Origin of the sequence: Limnospira indica PCC 8005, assembly GCF_000973065.1 — a bacterium.
Classification (GTDB): Bacteria; Cyanobacteriota; Cyanobacteriia; order Cyanobacteriales; family Microcoleaceae; genus Limnospira; species Limnospira fusiformis.
Genome location: NZ_FO818640.1, coordinates 4,092,002 through 4,112,233, shown reverse-complemented (window position 1 = coordinate 4,112,233; position 20,232 = coordinate 4,092,002). Strand labels below are relative to the sequence as shown.

At 43.1% G+C, this 20,232-nt stretch carries 20 protein-coding genes and 1 pseudogene; 11 read left to right on the top strand and 10 right to left on the bottom strand.

The annotated features are described in order from the left end of the window. The first annotated feature begins 4 nt into the window (after positions 1–4). Entirely contained in the window at positions 5–430 is a 426-nt protein-coding gene (locus XZ46_RS18040; RefSeq protein ID WP_008052284.1) for a methyltransferase domain-containing protein, read from the top strand. Between the two features lie 330 nt (positions 431–760). Then, positions 761–1,189: a hypothetical protein gene (locus XZ46_RS18035; protein ID WP_048895162.1), complete on the top strand. Its 429-nt coding sequence runs from the start codon at positions 761–763 to the stop codon at positions 1,187–1,189. Between the two features lie 30 nt (positions 1,190–1,219). Here XZ46_RS18035 and XZ46_RS32915 read toward each other — a convergent pair. From XZ46_RS32915 to XZ46_RS18010, 5 genes and pseudogenes are all read right to left on the bottom strand, one after another. Further along, a pseudogene (locus XZ46_RS32915) lies at positions 1,220–1,937 on the bottom strand (IS1 family transposase). 113 nt (positions 1,938–2,050) lie between these two features. Continuing rightward, entirely contained in the window at positions 2,051–3,664 is a 1,614-nt protein-coding gene (locus tag XZ46_RS18025; protein WP_230428071.1) for a BNR-4 repeat-containing protein, read from the bottom strand. An 82-nt stretch (positions 3,665–3,746) separates the two neighbouring features. After that, the gene (locus tag XZ46_RS18020) at positions 3,747–4,724 is read right to left on the bottom strand and encodes a glycosyltransferase family 2 protein (protein ID WP_071829362.1); all 978 of its coding nucleotides are present in this window, start codon (positions 4,722–4,724) and stop codon (positions 3,747–3,749) included. A 316-nt stretch (positions 4,725–5,040) separates the two neighbouring features. Then, positions 5,041–5,511, bottom strand: coding sequence for a DUF29 domain-containing protein (locus tag XZ46_RS18015; protein WP_008052272.1), 471 nt, complete (start codon positions 5,509–5,511; stop codon positions 5,041–5,043). A 216-nt stretch (positions 5,512–5,727) separates the two neighbouring features. Further along, on the bottom strand, positions 5,728–6,423 hold the full coding sequence (locus XZ46_RS18010) for a Uma2 family endonuclease (protein WP_008052269.1): 696 nt from the start codon (positions 6,421–6,423) through the stop codon (positions 5,728–5,730). A gap of 137 nt (positions 6,424–6,560) precedes the next feature. Here XZ46_RS18010 and XZ46_RS18005 point away from each other — a divergent pair, with 137 nt between their 5' ends. The 4 genes from XZ46_RS18005 to XZ46_RS17990 all read left to right on the top strand — a co-directional run bounded on the left by XZ46_RS18005 (position 6,561) and on the right by XZ46_RS17990 (position 10,359). Beyond that, complete coding sequence (locus XZ46_RS18005) at positions 6,561–7,151, top strand: Uma2 family endonuclease (protein WP_048895161.1); 591 nt, start codon at positions 6,561–6,563, stop codon at positions 7,149–7,151. A gap of 287 nt (positions 7,152–7,438) precedes the next feature. Beyond that, a complete protein-coding gene (locus XZ46_RS18000) occupies positions 7,439–8,398 on the top strand; it encodes a 3'(2'),5'-bisphosphate nucleotidase (protein ID WP_006624479.1) in 960 nt (319 codons plus the stop codon). A gap of 222 nt (positions 8,399–8,620) precedes the next feature. Then, positions 8,621–9,883, top strand: a complete 1,263-nt coding sequence (locus XZ46_RS17995) for a serpin family protein (protein WP_006624480.1) — start codon at positions 8,621–8,623, stop codon at positions 9,881–9,883. Between the two features lie 206 nt (positions 9,884–10,089). Then, on the top strand, positions 10,090–10,359 hold the full coding sequence (locus XZ46_RS17990) for a hypothetical protein (protein WP_006619157.1): 270 nt from the start codon (positions 10,090–10,092) through the stop codon (positions 10,357–10,359). Between the two features lie 78 nt (positions 10,360–10,437). On the opposite strand, the gene XZ46_RS17985 is transcribed toward XZ46_RS17990, so the two are convergent. Further along, on the bottom strand, positions 10,438–13,215 hold the full coding sequence (locus XZ46_RS17985) for a CBS domain-containing protein (RefSeq protein WP_008052168.1): 2,778 nt from the start codon (positions 13,213–13,215) through the stop codon (positions 10,438–10,440). Positions 13,216–13,390: 175 nt separating this feature from the next. Between XZ46_RS17985 and XZ46_RS17980 the strand changes: the two genes are divergently transcribed. From XZ46_RS17980 to XZ46_RS17970, 3 genes are read left to right on the top strand one after another with little or no spacing between them, the layout of a single operon-like run. After that, on the top strand, positions 13,391–13,630 hold the full coding sequence (locus tag XZ46_RS17980; protein ID WP_006624483.1) for a helix-turn-helix domain-containing protein: 240 nt from the start codon (positions 13,391–13,393) through the stop codon (positions 13,628–13,630). After that, positions 13,614–13,832, top strand: a complete 219-nt coding sequence (locus XZ46_RS17975; RefSeq protein ID WP_006624484.1) for a hypothetical protein — start codon at positions 13,614–13,616, stop codon at positions 13,830–13,832. Before XZ46_RS17980 ends, XZ46_RS17975 begins: the two co-directional genes overlap by 17 nt. A gap of 54 nt (positions 13,833–13,886) precedes the next feature. Next, entirely contained in the window at positions 13,887–14,279 is a 393-nt protein-coding gene (locus tag XZ46_RS17970) for a hypothetical protein (RefSeq protein ID WP_006624485.1), read from the top strand. Here XZ46_RS17970 and XZ46_RS17965 read toward each other — a convergent pair. The 4 genes from XZ46_RS17965 to XZ46_RS17955 form a co-directional block, all read right to left on the bottom strand. Beyond that, positions 14,260–14,673 (bottom strand): DNA adenine methylase, encoded by a 414-nt coding sequence (locus XZ46_RS17965; protein WP_006624486.1) that lies wholly within the window; start codon positions 14,671–14,673, stop codon positions 14,260–14,262. The two genes, XZ46_RS17970 and XZ46_RS17965, sit on opposite strands and share 20 nt — an antisense overlap. Positions 14,674–14,771: 98 nt before the next feature. Beyond that, a complete protein-coding gene (locus XZ46_RS30175; RefSeq protein ID WP_006668736.1) occupies positions 14,772–14,951 on the bottom strand; it encodes a hypothetical protein in 180 nt (59 codons plus the stop codon). Further along, positions 14,918–16,294 (bottom strand): 16S rRNA (cytosine(967)-C(5))-methyltransferase, encoded by a 1,377-nt coding sequence (locus XZ46_RS17960; RefSeq protein WP_006624487.1) that lies wholly within the window; start codon positions 16,292–16,294, stop codon positions 14,918–14,920. The genes XZ46_RS30175 and XZ46_RS17960 overlap by 34 nt, the downstream gene beginning before the upstream one ends. 109 nt (positions 16,295–16,403) lie before the next feature. Beyond that, positions 16,404–16,796 carry a winged helix-turn-helix transcriptional regulator gene (locus XZ46_RS17955; RefSeq protein WP_006624488.1) on the bottom strand — a complete coding sequence of 131 codons (393 nt, stop codon included), beginning with the start codon at positions 16,794–16,796 and terminating at the stop codon, positions 16,404–16,406. Positions 16,797–17,171: 375 nt separating this feature from the next. On the opposite strand from XZ46_RS17955, the gene ppsA reads away from it, so the two are divergent. Then, the gene (gene ppsA, locus XZ46_RS17950) at positions 17,172–19,595 is read left to right on the top strand and encodes a phosphoenolpyruvate synthase (RefSeq protein ID WP_008052164.1); all 2,424 of its coding nucleotides are present in this window, start codon (positions 17,172–17,174) and stop codon (positions 19,593–19,595) included. 351 nt (positions 19,596–19,946) lie between these two features. Then, the gene (locus XZ46_RS17945; RefSeq protein ID WP_006623260.1) at positions 19,947–20,219 is read left to right on the top strand and encodes a hypothetical protein; all 273 of its coding nucleotides are present in this window, start codon (positions 19,947–19,949) and stop codon (positions 20,217–20,219) included. Positions 20,220–20,232: the final 13 nt, after the last annotated feature.

The window sequence follows — 20,232 nt, the reverse complement described above, 5'->3', positions numbered from 1 at the left end:
CGAAATGAGTGAAAAATATCATTTAGAAATTAATGGTTTTTGTCCAATTTGCGAAAACGAAACTAAATTTATTGCCAAAGGAAACTGGTTTCGAGGAACTTTGTTGTGTACCACTTGTGATAATGGTTCTGTTCCCCGAGAACGCGCTTTAGCACTTGTATTGAATCGATTAGCTCCAAATTGGAGGCAAAAGAAAATTCACGAATCTTCACCAGCAGAGCGAGGTATATCTTTAAAACTTAAAAAAGAATGTGAAAACTACATTGGTAGCCATTTTTTTCCAAATCAGAAGCTGGGTAGCCTTATAAATGGCTTTAGAAATGAAAATATTGAGGCTTTAACTTTTAAAAATGATACTTTTGATATAGTGATTACTCTTGACGTTTTTGAGCATATTTTTGAACCAAGGCTTATGATTCAAGAGATCTAGAGAACCTTAAAGCCGGGTGGTCTTTTTTTAGCTACTTTTCCTATACGAAAACATCAAGTAGAAGCCTGTAAACCCCGTGTTTATAAACAAGATGATGGTAGTTTAGTTTTTTTAGAAAAACCTGAGTATCATGGTAATCCGATAAATGGAGAAGGAGCCTTAGTTACCTATGACTATGGTTACAATATTCATTCAGCAATTTCATATTGGGCTGATTTTGATGTAGAAATTTCAAGATTTTCTAACTCAACATATGGTATTTTAGGGGAATATACAGAAGTTATTGCTTGTATTAAGCGTCATCAGTCATTTTCTTTCAGGGGTTCTGTTGTGTCCGGATCAAAAACAACTAATTGGTTATATCAAATTTATAAATTTAGGCTTCCGTCTAGTCATCTTCAATCATTGCGACTAGATCCAACAGATGCAAATGGTTATATCTTAATAAAAAGCTTAGTCATAGAAGATAAATATGGTAAGATTGTTAAATCCATAGATCTAACTAGAATAGATGGTATTCGTGCTAACTCTATGTGTCATGTGCTAGGATACTCAGATGAAGGCTTGAAAATACTTAGCTTGGGTAATGATCCCCATATTACTTTTAGTGATACTGATGGTATTAATCTAACTGATATTGCTCAACCTTCCTTAAAGGCTGAAATGTATGTTGAAGCAGGTAGTTGTTGCCAAGTATTTTGGAATATTGGTGCAGGTTTTTGTCGAGAAAATATGATTTCTTTACCTGTCGTTAATTAGAGTGAAACTGACTAAAGTAATTGGGTAGTGCTAAAGAGGTAATGATGCGTTGTAGTGATGGATAAAATACCAAATGCCACCAATGTGATTCTGCAAACACTTGGAAAAGGACAAGGTCTTGCGTACTAAGCGAGACACTCGTTGTCTCAAGGTATTGTTAAACCTTTCGATGTAGCTGGTCAAACCTGTATCCTTCCCAACCCCTTGATGACGTTTACTTGGTAGAACAGCCTCAGAGGCACCCCAGAAATCTGTATAAGCCACCGCACATTGGCGATACACTGGGGGCAATAACTCTCACAATTGGCGGGCTGCGGCTTCATCCTGTGCACCAATGTAAACACCGACAATCTCACGGGTTTTTACGTCGAGAGCTAACCAAATTCCCAAATTCACTGTTTGTTTTCTTTATGGTTCACAAATAACCACAATTTATCATATTAAATCGTTAACCTCCCTTTTTTTTGCGCCTCACCTGGACTTGGCGGGGCACAGAGGCATATTTCTGATTGACGTAGTTTGGCAGCCAGGGCTCAGACACTTGGACTGCCCGTGCTATTCCGGCAAGGAGAATTCTCTCGATCAGCAAACGGTCAATCAGAGACCGTGTTTCTTGGTCAATCACCTTTTTGGTGGGGTGTTCAACAAACTGTCATCCACAATCACGACACTTGAACCGTTGTTTGCCGTTGTGAATCCGTCCATTTTTGACGGTGTGGGTAGATCTACAAGTTGGGCAGGCAGGCATGGAAATTAAACCCGAGTCGGTTTTTACACCTCTATCATTACATATTAGGCACTACCTTAAATCAATTAGTCAATCATTTTTTTCGTAAAATTAAGCATTCTATAAATTAAAACTTAATTTAAGTACCAATCCATAATATACATGGGACTTTCTGCATAAGAAACACCTTGATCATGCTGAGGTTGATGATTGTATTGAATCAGCATAGAAAGTGTAGCATCTTTTTGCCAGCGCAGTCGATCAATTATCGGTTCAGAAAAGCCTAAAGGTTCATTCCAAAGTATTTTTTCGACTGCTCCTGAAAAGTGATAATCTTCAGGAAAGAGTGTCAAAACCGCCATTTTATGTTCTGTCAAGTCTGCTCTATAGATAACATGAACACAGTCCTGCTTATCAATAACTATTTCTGGGCGACTCATGGGGATTTGCAAAGTTCCACCACCTAAAAGATCGAATTTTTGGGTTCGTTTGGATATCACACTATGTTGCCATTGACATCCATCAAACCATAAATGCTGATATTGTGGAATATCATTTTCGTCATTAGCATAAAAGACAATATGTGGATAGCCTTTGCTATTAGTTGCCATACTTGTTTGATTAATTAGGTTACTTCCCGTAGGAATAGCCCAAACTGTTTCGCTATTAACCTGTGTGATGGGAAGATCAAGGGTCAAGCCTTTAATTGTAAACCAAGCCCTACCCTGATCGGGTGAGTAAGCATAGTCAATACCTATGTTATTAACCCTTTTGTCTCTCCCAATAGGATGGGTACGCCAAACATAAGATAAATGCAATTTACCTGTAGCATCAAAAACAGGATGATTCCAGTAAGGATTACTCGTCCAAGGTTTTTGCTCATAACCAGAAAGAATAGGAAATGGGTAATCTGCCCACAATTTAGTTGCCACATCGTATTTCTTCATACAAGCTTGCCCTTTTGAATAATGCCCATCCCGGTAAAGAAAAATTAGACTATTATCCACTGAATTGATTAGAAAGGTAGGGTAAGTGACATTTTCTTCATTGTTTCCAGTCATGGAAAGTACATCAGTCCACTCATCAATAGACCAAGGTTGTTGGGATCGCCGATAACGCAAGGAATGAACATGATGATCGTAACAAATGTGTATATAGCCTTCGCTATCAACTCCTAAGCTTATAGAATTGTGAGCATCTTGAAGATTATATTCACCACTGATTAGGTGATATGTAATTAAACCATTATCTAAATTTCTTTTGACTACACGCAATGTTTTATTACTATCGTAATAAGCTGAAAATTGATAATTAGTTGAGGTGATAATACCGTGATGACGAAATATAACAGTATTTATAGTATTTCCTGCCCATCCTTGCCCCAATTCAACTACTGTTAAAGGGGAAAGATGTTTGTTGACAGTAAATTGATTATATTTTTTTTGTATAAATTCAGCTTCAACTTGCTTTAATCTGGTTCTAAATTTATGAAAATCAGGCTGAACTTCGACAGCCTTTTGTAAATACTTAATAGCAGCCTCTAAATCTCCCAGTTCCGCTAAAGCCTCCCCCAAACTATACAATAACCAAGCAGAGTCAGTATTGATTTTTAAGCCTTCCGAATAACAAGCAACAGCCTCATCTAAATTCCCCTGTTTAGCCAAAGCATTCCCTAAGCCATGATAAGCCCAAGCAAAATGGGGGTTAATATCTATTACCTGATGATAAAGAGCGATCGCCTCATCCAACCTCCCAGACCGTTTCAACTGATTCGCCTGTCTCAGTAACTCCCCCGCACTCATACCAGCGTTATTAATTATTACTAAAACATCAGTCTACCACAGTCTTACTAATCAAATTCTGCCAATCCGGTAAATCTGTCAAAAAACCAATATCCCAACTCTGACCATTCTGCACGGAAAACTTTTTAAAGCACCCCACCCAGTCGGCAATAGTCTCGATTCGATAGTAAGGGGTATATTCCCAAGAGCGATTTAAAAAATCAGCCATGTCAGCATACAAGCCCTTATCATAGTGATACCAAGCCAGCCATACCAGAGTATGATAGCGCACAGAACTCTCCATGGCTCGGATGGACTGGGGTAAATCTTGATGAGCAAAAAACTTATCTAGTACCCTCACTACACAATCAGCCTGAGTTTTCGCGTTTCTGGTGGTGTTCCCCCCATACCGACGATAACCCACGGCAACCCGCGGCCACCAAGTCGCCTCACACCCCATCAAGGCTAAACGCAAGACTAAATCGACATCGTGGGATTGTCGCAACTCCCTATCAAAACCCCCCGCCTTTTCTAGGGAATTCTTTGTGACTAATAAGCCACTGGTTTTGATGGGTTTATACATTAACCAACTCTCTAAGGTGAGTTCGGGAACTTTATGCCAAGGTTCGACATCAATGATTTGATTACGGAGTTCATCGACAATGCGCCATCCGGTCTGGACGATCGCTAAATTAGGCTGTTGGTCAAATAAACTCACCTGTTGTGCTAACTTTTCTGGTAACAGCCAAAAATCATCGGCATCTAAAAAAGCAATTAACTCCCCCTTGGCTTGTTGAATCCCCAAATTCCGAGCTACAGCAGAACCTTGATTTTCCTGGTGAAAATATCTAATTTTATCCCCTAATGATGCGACTACTTGGGAGGTTCCATCTGTGGAACCATCATCAACAAGGATGATTTCATAGTCTTGATAGGTTTGGCTTAAAACACTGTCGATCGCTTCCCCTAAAAAGCGATCGCCATTATAAACGGGAATAATTACACTGACCCTCGGATGTTGATTCAGATTCCGCCTCCTAGTGACTCACAATTAGACTGCAATTATAACACAGGCAACAGGCCAGTTATCCTTCTATACAGGTTGTTCAGAAATCGTGCTAAACATTACCCTCACCCTAAATCTGGATCCCAGGTGGGCAGAGGGACTTTGACAGCCTATTGCATAATTACTGAAAAGGTTGTAAGCGATCGCCTAGGGTCTGCCTAGCACATATCGCCTATCGCCGCCAGACAACAAATAGGAACTGCCGACAATTTTTGAGAGAATGCGATCGCCGCCGAGGGGATAGCGGTTTCTTTTTCATGAAATCATGTAATTTTCATCAGCTTAACTGATGATTTGGATACCATTTATCATCCAATAATTGTTCAAAATTATAAGGGCAATTAGCCGGAAATATACTTTTAGATAAACCCGTTTTTTTGCTTACGAAACTTACCGCGACATGATAGATAGAGTCCAATTGGAGAATCAGCTTATTTTGCAAACTGGCGGTCAGTTCATGAATCAAATCATCTCGAAACGCAATTATTTCTGATTGCCAATGCCGACAGTTGCGCTCGTATTCTTGCTCCCAGTATTCCCATAACAGAAGATGGATGATGATTTGTCGCAACCGACTTCTCGCTTGATTAAATTGACTCCTACCCCAACTTTCCAACTCCTCAATTAAGCCGTCTAAATCCAAATGTCGGAAGTCTTCTGCTTTCAACAATTCGACGGTTTTTTGCAACCATAAATAACTGTCGGTTTGATACAAGTCTTGCAGTTGATTGTTGAGGGCATTTTTCATATTGTTTCCCCATATCCGAATGGTCGCCCTTGATTGGCGATCGCATCCTTAATGTGAAATCATGTTACCATAAGATTGACAACATAGCGCCGACCGGAGCGCAGGTTTCAACAGGCACCGATGCCCGTGCTACCATGGGAGGCATTGGCATGGTGAAAAAGCGATCGCCTTACCCCACCCTGGAATTATAACACAGGCAACAAGCCAGTTCTACTTCTATAAGCGATCGCCATCAATCCCCGCTTCCCGCAACAACATCTCCAACCTTTTAGTCTTTCGGCGCTCCTCTTCCAACTCGGCGGTCACTTGTTCGGCTCGCGAGCGCTCCTGTTGTAATTGTTGCTCGATTTCCAGGGGAGAAGAAAACGGCTGACCCTGGGGATTATAAAGTGTTAAAGTCTCCTCGGACAACTCAAATCGAACTTGCAGGCGGGGACTCACCCAATTCTGCATTTCCTCAATCATAGCCAGACGATCGCCCGAACGGATACACCCGCTCAAATCATTGTTTTCCGGGTCATAAATATAATATTCCTCCACCCCATAGCGATCGTAAAATAACAACTTCCGAGTCAGTTCTCCCGGTCGGTTCCCCGGAGACAGAATTTCCAACACCACCTGGGGGGCGATCGCCTTTTCTTTCCACTGTTGGTAAGAACCCCGGTCTCCCTTCTCCACCCCAAACACAACCATAACATCCGGCGCTTGGCGTATCTTATTATTTCCTTCCACCGGATACCAGAGTAAATCCCCTGCCACAAACACATCCGCCTGTAGGGCAAATAACCACGCCAGATTGTGATATATGGTCATAATCCAGCGAAACTGAATCGTATTCTCGGCGATCGGTTTACCGTCAGAATCAGGATAGATAATTTCGTGCTGAGTTGCGATTTTTGGCTGAGAAACCATTGCTCATCTCCCTATCAACTCATCTGGTGTTTCCCCTCTCTGGGAATATGATAACCCAATCCTAAGCAAATGCCAGCATTTCCCATCCCTGTGAGTTACCATCAACAATATCCGCCCACATTCCCGGAGGAAATCTGATGCACAGCACTCTCTCCCTGCAACTCCCCCCTTCCACGGTTCTCCACATCACCCTGGAACAATTCCAGGCGCTCGCCGCCGCCAACCCCGATTTAAGATTGGAACGGACAGCTACAGGAGAATTGATTGTGAACCCACCCGCAGGGAGCGAATCGGGAAAAAGAAATTTTAGCTTGACAACCCAACTGGGAATTTGGGTGGAAGCCCACCCGGAATTGGGGGAAGGGTTCGACTCCTCGACCGGATTTATCCTCCCCAATGGTGCGATCCGTTCCCCTGATGCTTCTTGGGTGAGTCGCCCCCGTTGGGAGGCGCTGACACCCGATATGCGTCGCGGTTTCGCTCCTTTATGTCCTGACTTCGTGGTGGAATTGCGATCGCCTACCGATAGCTTATCCCTACTGCGAGAAAAGATGGGGGAATATTTGGAAAATGGAGCCCGACTGGGATGGTTGATTGACCCCCAAAATCGACGGGTAGAAATCTACCGCCCCGGACAAGAAATCGAAGTTTTGCCGGAGCCCACAGAACTCTCAGGCGGCGATGTCTTGCCGGGATTTGTTTTGAGACTTAATCGGATTTGGGGATGAGAATTGCCTGGCTTTTTAGTAGGGCGATAGCCCCATGTATTTTTTGCCGGGAAAATCACCGTGATTAAGACATAATTTATTTTACAGCAGAATCCGTGAAATCACCATGGTAATTGGTGCATAATCATCACCTCTGTTCCTGAGAGTTGAAATGATACCAGTAAAGATGGTCTGTGAGGGGGTGAAAATTTCCGGGAGGTGATTTCCCAGAAACTTGACGACTGATAGACCAAGTGTAAAGCTATTTAAGGACAAAATCTCAACTAATTATATTCCCAGGAGTTTTTATGCCCTACGATCGCGAAAAACAAGTCGCTATTGATGCGGTACTCGCCGCCTCTCGCCTGTGCGAACAGGTCAGACAAGCCATTCCCCCGGCTATGGAAAAAGGGGATAAAAGCCCCGTAACCGTTGCCGATTTTGGTTCCCAGGCGATTATCTGTAAAGCTATCTCAGAAGCCTTCCCGGATGATCCGATAGTGGGAGAAGAAGATGCTACTACCCTGAAAACCCCGGAAATGGGGAACAACCTAGAGAAAGTCACAGACTATGTTAGGAGTATTATACCCGATGCCACCCCGGAGCAAGTAACTACCTGGATTGATCATGGTAATGGCAGTGTAGGAAAGCGATTCTGGACTCTGGATCCCATTGATGGCACTAAGGGGTTTTTGCGAAAAGACCAATATGCGATCGCACTAGCCCTAATTGAAAACGGGGAGGTTAAACTAGGAATTATGGGGTGTCCGGCTTATGCAATTGATGGAGATACTCCCGGAATGTTGTTTGTGGCTGTGCGGGGGGAAGGGTCGATGAAAATGCCCTTTTCTACGGGAAAATTTACGCCTATTCAGGTGGTGAAAGCTGAAAATACCCAAAATATGCGCTTTGTGGAAAGCGTGGAAGCCGCCCACGGTGATCAGTCTCGCCAAAATGCGATCGCCCAAGCTGCGGGAATTACCGCCCCCTCGGTGCGGATGGACTCCCAAGCTAAATATGGCGTTGTAGCATCAGGACAAGCGGCTTTATATCTGCGTCTTCCTTCCCCTAAATACCCTAATTACCAGGAAAATATTTGGGATCATGCTGCGGGGGCGATCGTCGTTGAAGAAGCCGGAGGTCGCGTCACAGATATGCACGGGAAACCCCTGGATTTTGCTTCTAGCATTAAAATGGTAGACAATCGGGGTATAGTGGTCAGCAGTGGATTGATTCATGATCAGGTTTTAGCTGCCTTGAAATCATAATTAACTGGTGGGGTTTGGGTTGAGGGGAGGCAATTATTAATCATTGTCGGGAGGGTCGGGTGATCCGGTCAGCTTGACCAACAATTATCAACCCGCCCTGATCTTAACCTTACTACTGAGAGGGCTTACTTATTCAAACTTTCAAGAACTGGGTGATAATCGGAATGAGTAAATTTGGAAATAGTCAACGATGGAACAATTAACATGGTACTTAGTCATATAATGTCTAAATTTTCAGCTTGGGGTCGGCGGAATGGTTCCCTATTGGCTTCCCTGCTATTACTGTGGGGTGTAGGTTTACCAGTCATAACCCAGGCTGTTGGCAATAGTTCAGAGTCTAACTCATATCAGATTGCTCGTGTAGATAATAATGCGATCGTGAATCAAAATAACCAATTTGCTATCGACCTATACAACCAACTTCAAAGGGAAATATCAGGGAATTTATTTTTCTCACCCTATAGCCTTTCTACTGCTATGGCTATGACCTATGAAGGGTCACGAAATCAAACGGCTATCCAAATATCCCAGGTTTTCCATTTCCCTCAGCCTCCTGGTAGTTTATACCCGGAATTTACCAGTCTGCTTAATGATATTAAAAGCCGCAACTCTTCCCAACTATACTTAGTTAATCGTCTGTGGGGACAGTCTGGCTATAGGTTTCAGGAACCTTTTTTACAAATTACCAAAAATCATTATAATGCACAGTTAAATCAAGTGGATTTTATGGGGGATCATGAAAAATCCCGCCAAATTATTAATGATTGGGTAAGCCAAGAAACTAACCACAAAATTACTGACCTAATCCCACCGGGAATTTTAGATAGATTAACCCGACTGATTCTGACCAATGCCGTTTATTTTTCGGGAGACTGGTTATCACCTTTTCCCGAGAAATATACTCAAGATGGCATCTTTAATTTACCATCAGGAGAAACTATTTCGGTGCCGATGATGCACCATCCTAATGTATCTATTAGTTATCATAGTTTACCGGAAGTTCAGATAATTGAACTTCCCTATTCGGATGGCAATTTATCAATGATAATTCTGCTACCGGCGGAAGGAACTGACCTGCCGACTTTCGCACAAAATATGACGATCGCCAATTTCCAAAACTGGCTGCACAGGCTGGAATATGTGAACCTAGAAATATGGCTACCCAAGTTTAATTTTAGCTCATCGTTTAATCTCAAGTCAACCCTCAGTTATATGGGTATGGAATCAGCTTTTACGGAAACTGCTGATTTTTCTGGTATCAGTTCCGAAAAACCATTTTTTTTATATGATGTGGTGCATCAAGCCTTTGTCAATGTCGATGAAAAAGGCACAGAAGCATCAGCCGCCACTGGGGTAATCGTCGGAAGTAGAAGTTCCATCCGCGATCGCATTCATATTAATCGACCATTTATGTTTATAATTAGAGAGTTGGACAGTGGCACTATATTATTTATGGGGTCTGTGGTCAATCCATTAGAACAGTGAAAGGGTGAACAGTTCACTGTTATTGTTCAGCCTAGGGCCGTTATCGGGCATCACCGTGAGAGTTAGTCCACCAGGCTGAAATTGGGGATTTTTCCCAAATTTCAACTGAATTTTTGGCAATTGTTTCAAAGATAACTGACCGATTGCCAAATCTCAAGATACAATTTCTTGTGATAGACTCTAATCTTGCTGTATCAAATTTTGCTATGACTGAGCCAATCAACGAGTCCAATGAGAGTTTACCCCGGGAATTTCGAGTCAATCAACTTAGGAATCTCATAGAAACCCTGCATATTGCCGACGAAATTGCTAGTAAAGGCTATTTGATCAGTAGTTCAGAACTTGCTGATTTAATGGATATTAACGCTAGTGCGGTCACCAGTCGCGGCGATAACTGGGCGTGGCGAAATTGGGAAGTTTCCCGGGTTAGACGGGAAGGCAATCAAATCCTCTGGCAATTGGAGAGGGTTGATTAGCCAACGCGGTAATTTATTATTATTGTTCATTGTTCGCGGCAAGTTATTGATGCTTTGAGCAATGAACATTAGTGATAATTACGACTGAGTTTCACGGGGTAAACTGCGGGAATGGGGATAGCGATCGCTGATAAATTTTGTCGCCTCCACAGTATCCGATATTATACCATCTAAGGTAGCATTTAGCAAGTCATTTAACATAACTTGAAATTTGGGTCCAGGTTTATATCCCAACTTTTTCAAATCATTACCATTGAGAATAGGTTTAGCATTCCACCAATGATTTAAATATCTCCAAATTTGCTTTCTCACCCACCGAGGCGAATGGGAAGCAATTAAAATCAACATGGGCAAATCGTAGGGTTCAAACACCCGAAAATAATCGCTAGGCTGCTGACAATTTGGCAATAAATCCGCCACTCGAGTTTGAGCATTTTCCAAGTTTAATAAACGGTCTACTTGCTGAGAATTAAACTGAAAAATATCGGCAACTTCCCGGCGATATTCGGGAGACAAAGCGGCGATTAACACATCGAGGCGAATTTGCCAATGGGCGAGAGTGTGGTTAGGGTCAAACCGTTTTAAACAGCGGTCTACGGTTCTAATTTGCCGCCAGAGAAGCTGATTTAACTCCAAAGTAGGATGAATACAGCGCAGGGCTTTTAACTCCCCTAATAAATGTAAAGCTGGTTGCCAATAGGGGGCTTGCAGGATATATTTTAACTCACTTTTTAGCCTAGCTTCCAAAGCCGGAATTTTGGCAGAATTGCGTTGTTGTCGTTGGCGGTCATAAATACCACTATTAATGGCATAATCGACATATTCTTTAGTGTGATGTTCCAGACTAAAACCCAGTCTCACGGCAAATCTGACGGCGCGATAAATGCGGGTAGGATCCTCAATAAAACTATGAGGATGCAATACCCTAATTTCTCGTAATTCCAAATCTTTAACCCCCCCAAAAAAGTCTAATAATTCCCCGGAGTTAGGTTCGTTTAATCTCAAAGCTAAAGCATTAATAGTAAAATCGCGACGGTAGAGGTCTTGACGAATAGAACTTGCTTCGACTTCCGGGTTAGCCGCCGGATAGGGATAAAACTCGGTTCTAGCAGTAGCAATATCAATCCAAAGGGAGTTTAAAACGGGGTGATTATGCCACAATAAGGCGGCGGTTTGAAATTGACCATGCACTTCTAGTCGCGCTTGTGGGTAATATTCTTGTAGCGATCGCGCTAGATCCACAGCGGGAGAAATGGTCATAGTTGCCTCATCTGAGATATTATTGGTAGAATTGTGATAGCAACCATCAACCACCAAATCAATATCATGTAATAATAGATTGTCGGTAGATTCAGCTAACAATAAATCTCGCACTCCCCCACCGACTAGATAAATTTGCCAACCTCGCTGTTGACTAAGTTCGGCAATTTTGGCTAAAATTTGCCAAAGTTCGGGGGCTAAACGTTCTTGTAAAAGTTCATCAACGGTACTACAAGTAGAACCGGGAATACAACCTCGGCGGGGGGTAGGTTTGGGTAGACAATGCTGTTGATAAAGTAACCTTAAAACATCGGTGCGGGTGACAATTCCGACTAAATTGCCATTCTCTAAAACGGGTAACCGACCAATATCATAAGTTACCATAATTGACTCAATTTCCGGTAGTGAAGTATCCGGGGTAATTGTCCGCAGTTGGGGAGTCATATAACCTTTAACTGGCGAATGGTTGAAACCATGATGTAAGGCGATATCGATATCACGACGGGAGATAATCCCCACCAGTTGATGGTTATCGTCCAAAACAGATAGCCCTGAATGACCATAACGTAGTAGTATACGGTGAGCCTCCCCGACGCTGGTTTCGGGGCGAATAGTGCGTACTGGGGAAGACATTAATTCCCTAGCGGTAGGTGATGGGGGAATTTGTGCCTTAAAATTAGTTACCAGAGTTTCTAAGGTAGACTGCGGATCGACATCTCGTAAAGTGACGGAAGCGGCGCGGGGATGACCACCACCACCGAGGGGATGAAATAGACGGTTGAGGTCGGTTTGATCAATGCGCGATCGCCCAATAATAGTTAATCGTTTCTCCCCACCACTACGGACTCGATATTGATTAGCTAGTAATAATCCATCGCTTTCGGTCAGGTCTAATAATTCGGAGGTTAAACTAGACAGACCTGGTACATAATCATCAGTTTCCAATAATACCCAGGATATGGTGTGACCTTTGACAGTTGATTGATGTAGAGTTTCTAAAGCTGTGGTTAATAAGTCCTGTAGGGTAGGGGATAAGCCGGGTTCTACATATTCGGTGATCGCAGATAAACTGAGATTTTGTTCCATTAACCAAGCTAAGGCGATCGCATCCCGTGGAGTAGAATGGTCAAAGGTTAGCGATCCGGTATCCACATGAATACCTAAAGCCATGACTGTGGCTTCTGCTGGTCGGGGAACCACAGGGTTAGCCATGGCTCGCAAATGCTCTACAATCAAAGTAGTAGTCGCCCCCACCGCTTCAATTTGAGTCCAGGTAGCGGGGATATCTAATTTTAGGTGAGGGTGATGGTCATACAACCGGATTTCCAAATTCGGTAAGTCTAACCATTCGGCTGCTTTCCCTAAGCGATCGCGATTTTGGGTATCCACCACCGACAATTTACAGATCCGGTCAGGATTAACCGATCGCCTTTCAATCAATGGAAACTCATCTCGATACAAAGCCAAAAAATCCCGCACGGCTGGATGAGATCCCCCCGTCAGCACTATTCTACTACCTGGATACAGGCAAGTTAAACCTACCGCCGCCCCCAAGGAGTCAAAATCTGCTGTGGTATGACATAGAATCAAGTGCATATCAGGTATTTTTTGGACTTTACACCTATTTTATCTCGATCCTTGACACTCTCTAAGATCCATCCACTAATATTGTTGGGTTCAGTCCTCATACTGATCTGCTATTGGGCGATCGCACTGATTTGAATACTATTGTCTGTAGACTCAGGGTATCTGTAGCTGACATAATTTCAGTATGACAGAGATTAACAAGGCTTTAGGTCAAGTTCTGATTAAGTACAGAACACTAGCAAAGATTTCCCAAGAAGAACTCGCGGACAGAGCAGGTATACATCGTACCTATGTCAGCCAGATAGAACGTGGTTTAAAATCACCCACTTTGTCTGTCTTGTTTCGGATTTCCCAATCTCTAAACACTACTGCTAGTGTTTTGATAGCTGAAGTTGAACGAGCATTATATGACATACATTATTAATCCTAATTTCCATATTTTGGGGGGATTTGAAGTCAATGCTAGACATATAGATTCAGCACTGTCCCAAACAAATCAATTCCTAGAAACTATTCCGGCGGCTGTTTATAAAAATATTGATTATAAAACTACAAGTTCGATTGTTGGTTCCATGTTTTGCCAGTCTATAGCCGAAGTAACAGAAGCGATCGTTAACCCCATATAGAAAGGACATCCCGATCTTATCCCCAAGGGAAGTGAAAACTCGCCGGAGGAAGAATTGCGTAATTATCCTGTGGGTTTAGAGGTGAAGTGTACTATTGGAAATATAACTAAAGGTGCAAATCTCAGAGCCGGACAACCAAGAATCAATGCTTTAGAGGGAATTACCTGGCAAGCTCATCATCAAGAAGTAAAAGAGTTATTGGGATTAGTTTGGGATTTTGTCCTCAATGAAAAGGATTTTAACTATCCCAAAGTTACGGCTATCTTTTATGCTAATAATCTGACTCAAGATGATTGGGGAAATATTAGTGGGACACGAGGTAGAAACACTAAAGTAACGGGGATGAAAGTAAGTGGTAAACAGAAAATGGCAGCAGGTTGGGTAGCCTTAATTGATGACTATCTATATAAACAGGTTTATCAGATGATTATGAAATTTTCGATTTAGCTAAAAGCTGAGGGTCACTATCGGAACGATAGTAGATCATTTCCTTGCTAGTTTTTCCGGCTACACCTTTTAAGTATAGCAATGGCTTGAACGGTAGATAATCACCACAATGACCTTCACAAAATATAACTTCTCCCTTCCTATTCTTAGACCATGTGGCTAGTTTTTGATAATCAATGAGTTTACTTCCATAGCGATAACCTTCCCCAGAAGCGTCTTTATAGGGTGGGTCAATAAACCAAGTTGCTTCTATATCGGGGGCTAATGTATAATCTCCACAGATAATCTTCCAGTGCTTAATCTTAAATAAGTTTTCGCACATATATCTTTTGCTAATCTGCCAATTTCTAGCTAGAACCGCAGTCACTTTAATAGTTTTATAGTGAAATGCCATTTTCGTGGCTGCATGAATAATATGAAGAAATTCGGAACTCTTTTCGCCGATTTCTAAGTCAGGTAAATTGTTGATTACTTGGGGCGTTGCTTCTTCAATTAACCATTTCCAAATCTCGGAGACGCTCTCATCTTTTCTACTAAAAAAACATCTTTTTGCCAGTTTTCTCGGTACAATGAATAAGCTGCCGAACCGGCAAAAGGTTCCACGATCGCCTCAAAATTAGGAGAAGGATAATGCTTTGCTATTTGCTTTTTTCGGCCGTAGTAGTAGAACATAAGTGCCTAAGTTTAGCTATAAAAAATCCATCCATTTGGTGACGATGGGGCCATATTTTCAGCCAACCTTCCTTAGTCGGTTCCACCGGAAGATCTATATTAGGAACCTCTACACGCCAGGTGGGATGACGACTTAAAAAAGATGCGATCGCCCATTCATTTTCCTGGGGGTGTAAAGTACAAGTGGCATAAACTAACACCCCTCCCGGCTTCACCCAATGACTGACCATCTCTAATAATTCTGCCTGAAGTTGAGACAATTGCCGAATCTGATCGGGAGTTTGTCGCCAACGCGCATCAGACCGCCGATGCAAGGTCCCACCACCAGAACAAGGTGCATCTAATAGTACGCGATCGGCTGTATTATTATATTGTGGAAAATGACGACTATCTCCCACTTCCACCTGAATCGATCGCAACTTGAGGCGCTTAATATTCTGTTGTAAAGGTTTTAGCCGTCCCGGGGAGCGATCAATAGCAATAATTTTACCATTATCCCCCATCAGTTCTGCGATATGGGTAGTTTTTCCGCCGGGGGCGGCGCAGGCATCAATTATAATTTCCCCAGGCTGAGGATCTACCACATATCCTACCAGTTGGGCGGATGCGTCCTGAACCGTCCACCAACCTTGATCATATCCCGGTAAATTGGCGATCGCCCCCACACCATAAGATAATCGCCAACCCTGGGGAAGTTTGGGAATAGGCGATCCGATGATTTCCCGTTGTTGAAAGGCTGTTTCCACCGTTTCCAACGTAGTCGAGAGGGGGTTAATCCTTAAATCTAAACTAGGGGACTGATTAAACCAGTCACAGAGTTGTTCAGTTTGAGACTCCCCCAACTCCTCCAACCAGAATTTGATCATCGAGTCGGGGAAACTGTGGAGAATACCCAGCCGAGAAACGGGATTTTCCGGTAACTGCAAAATTGACTCGAGGGAATTTCCCGCCTCCAACAGGCGCAAATACTGACGTAGGAGACCATTAACAAACCCGCCTAAACCTGATAAGTGGTTGACTTTGGTTAGGTCTACAGTGGTATTCACCGCCGCCGACGGGGGAATATTCGTGCTAAAGGAGAGTTGATATAATCCTAAATGCAGAATAATTCTCAGATCTGGCGGCTGTTGGTGGGCGGGTTTTTTGGCTAGGCGATCAATAATTGCATCGAGGGTTCGCCTGCGTCGGGTACAACCGTAAACTAATTCTGTTCCCAGGCGGCGATCGGCATCTTTGAGATCAGCCTGACGCAACTTTTCATCTAAAACTAGATCAGCAAATGCGCCCCGTCGTTGAATGTCTCGGAGGGTGACAAAAGCTAATTGGCGAGGATTATCAGTCACAGCAGACTCGATTTTTGTACAAAAGGGGGCTATTGAGGGCTGGCATCATGGAAAAGCGATCGCACTTTACCAACTCTTCCAGAATTGTATCAAAAATCATCGGATTTTTCTAGCCGCTCAATTCCAAAGCACATATACAACTTTCCTGGTGTAGCCACTGTTCCCCCACTTGTTTCATGGCCAAAATTACAGGTTTTAGTTCCCGACCTTTAGCAGTTAGAGAATATTCCACATGGGGAGGGATTTCTGGGTAAACGGTACGGATTAATAAGCCATACTTTTCTAACTCTCTCAATCGGATAGTCAGGGTCTTTGTGCTGATACCTGGTAAGGCTTCAATCAATTCATGGGTTCTCATGTCGCCTCGGAATAACTCCCGCAAAATTTGGACTGACCATTTGCTACCAATGATATCCATTAAAAACTGAATGGGACAAATGATCTCAGCGCACTGTTCCCGTCCATAGGGGGCAACGGATTCGTAATATTTCTTAACTTTCATTTTAAGCTCCTGATCCGCTTAATCTTTTTTAAGAATAACCTATATTCCAGACAATTCACCATAATTTTAGTCTGGTAACTATGGCTGAGGGTGATCAGGAGATGTCGTTTTATGAGAAAAGACATATAATAAAAGTAGCCACCAAAAAAATAACGTTTAATCGTTCACCTAGATAAGAAATCCCTGAAAACCGGTTTTCTGTGACCGCATAAAATTGGGGATCAAGGTAAAAACCATTTTCAATAACTGCCTAAAACTCGTAACCCAGGAGGATTAAGGGTTTCCATCCCGTCCTTCATTTGTTTCTGATTAAATTTGATAAACCGGAAGCCGCCAACTTGATGACGGCCACTTTAATTTGGAGTGTTTCAGCCCATGTTAAAACTATTTGCCAATAAAAAAGCCCAGATTAAGCAAAACAAAACTCTGATTTTATGGTTTGAAGATGTGCGACTTGCTGACCTTCCCCTAGTGGGTGGTAAAAATGCTTCCCTAGGGGAGATGATTCAACAACTGGAATTGCGGGGAATTAATGTTCCCCAGGGTTTTGCGATCACCGCCGAAGCCTATCGCTATTTTATTGAATATGGCGGTTTGGAAAGTGAGTTGCGATGGTTATTGGCTGGTCTGGATATTGAAGATATTAAAAACCTGCGCCAGCGGGGGAAAGAAGCCCGATCGCTAATTGTTAATACCTTGTTACCCCCCGATCTTGAACAGGCGATCGCCATAGCCTATAAACAACTGTGCGACCTATATGGTAATGAAACAGATGTAGCAGTGCGATCGTCAGCCACCGCTGAAGATCTCCCATCAGCCAGCTTTGCGGGACAACAGGAAACCTATTTAAATATTCACGGTATCAAGGGAATTTTAGAAGCGACCCGCAAATGTTTCGCCTCCCTATTCACCGATCGCGCTATTTCTTACCGTAGCCTCCAAGGTTTCGATCATTTTGATGTAGCCCTATCTATTGGCGTACAAAAAATGGTGCGATCGGACCTAGCCACTTCCGGGGTAATGTTCTCAATTGATACAGAAACCGGATTCAAAAATGCCGTCATCATTACCGCCGCCTATGGCTTAGGGGAAACCATAGTCCAAGGGACTGTCAACCCTGATGAATTCATGGTATTTAAACCCATGTTGCGGGAGGGTTTTCGACCCATTATCGCCAAGCGTCTGGGTAGTAAAGCCGTGAAAATGGTTTACGATCGCCAGGAAGCTACCCGCCTTATTCCCGTCCCAGAAACCGAAAAACAAAAATTTGCCCTAAGTGATGAGGAAATTCTCAAGCTGGCTAAATGGGCGCAAATTATCGAAGATCACTATAACCAAATTCGGGGCTGTTATTCCCCCATGGACATTGAATGGGCGAAAGACGGCCAAACTGGGGAATTATTTATTGTCCAGGCGCGTCCCGAAACAGTCCAATCTCAAAAGCCCGATCGCATTTGGCAACAATATCACCTCCAAGGTACAGCAGAAGTCTTAGTCGAGGGTCGCGCTGTAGGCGATCGTATTGGTCAAGGTAAAACCCGCGTTTTGCTTAATGTCCAGCGCATTCATGAATTTAAACCCGGCGAAATTTTAGTTACCCAAAAAACAGACCCCGACTGGGAACCAATTATGAAAAAAGCCTCCGCCATTATTACCAACTCCGGCGGTCGCACCTGTCATGCGGCGATTATTGCGCGAGAAATGGGCATTCCCGCCATTGTCGGCTGTGGTAATGCTACCGATATCTTACGCACCGGTCAAGCCGTAACCGTTTCCTGCGCCGAAGGCGAAGTCGGTAAAGTCTATCAGGGTTTAGTACCTTTTGCGATCGCCAAAACCGTATTAGACGATTTACCCAAAACCCGCACCCAAATTTTACTCAATATTGGCAACCCAGCCGAAGCCTTTAGCCTTGCTTCTCAACCCTGTGACGGCGTAGGACTAGCGCGACTAGAATTTATCATTGCTAATCAGATCCGAGTCCATCCCCTCGCCTTAATTAACTTTTACCAACTCCAAGATGAAACCGCGCGCCAGGAAATTGACAGACTCACCGCCGGATTTAATAGCAAACCCGACTATTTTGTTAGTCAACTCGCCCAAGGAATTGGCACTATTGCTGCTGCTTTTTATCCCAAACCCGTCATTGTACGCATGAGTGATTTAAAAAGTAACGAATACGCCAATTTGCTGGGAGGGCGACAATTTGAACCCCTCGAAGAAAACCCCATGATTGGTTGGCGGGGTGCGTCTCGGTATACTGACCCCAAATATCGCCCAGCCTTCGCCTTGGAATGTCAAGCGATCAAGCGGGTTCGCGATGAAATGGGATTAGCTAATGTCATTCCCATGATTCCTTTCTGTCGCACCCCCGAAGAGGGTCAGCAGGTCTTAGCAGAAATGGCAAAACATGGCTTAAAACGCGGCGAAAATAGTCTGCAAGTTTATGTCATGTGTGAGTTACCCAGCAATGTTTTATTGGCTGATAAATTTTGCCAGGTGTTTGATGGTTTTTCTATCGGTTCCAATGATTTAACTCAGTTAACTCTCGGTTTAGATCGTGATTACGGACTGGTAGCCCACATTTTTGATGAACGCGACGAAGCCGTTAAGCGCATGATTAAAATGGTCATTCAAACGGCGAAACGTTACGATCGCAAGATTGGTATTTGTGGTCAAGCCCCCAGTGATTATCCTGAATTTATCCGATTTTTGGTAAACTTAGGGATTGATTCAATTAGCCTCAACCCTGATTCTCTACTCAAGACCCTACTAGAGGTCGCCAAAATCGAGAAATAGGAGATCTGATTTCAGTTCAATATAGCAGTTTATCCTTTATCCTAACCCTCTCCTCCTTCTATGGCTCCCTATACCACAGGGACAGAGGGGGGTGAGGGAGTTTTTATGAGCGATTATTTATACCCCCCTGGGGGGGATATCCCCCCCAAAATCTCCGTATTTTCACTAAAAAATTTGCATAATCTTTATAAAACAAATAAATTATTTAAAGATTTAGTAAAGATTGCCAATTTGGCTGGACAAAGAACTGATAACTTTTCCATAATAGAGTCATCAGCTAAAAAGTTATGAATCTTCCAGGACTCGCATCTTACTGAACTGCTATCTTAAAACTTACGGAGACCAACCCCCATGAAATCCACAATCCTTGCAGCATTTACAGCCGTCACAACTACCCTAGCCGTTGCTGGTTCCGCTGCTGCATTCACTATTCAACGAGCCGATGAACACTTTCAAGGGCTGATTAACTCCGGTGTTTTTAATGACTATATCCACACCGAATATCAAGCCCTAGACCCCTCATTTGTTTCTAGTCGTCAGCTAGATTTGAGTAAACTAACATTAGATTTCAACCATGAAGTGAAAGTGCATTTCCTCAGTGAGGGTGCATGGTATCGCAACTAGTTATAGCATTAGT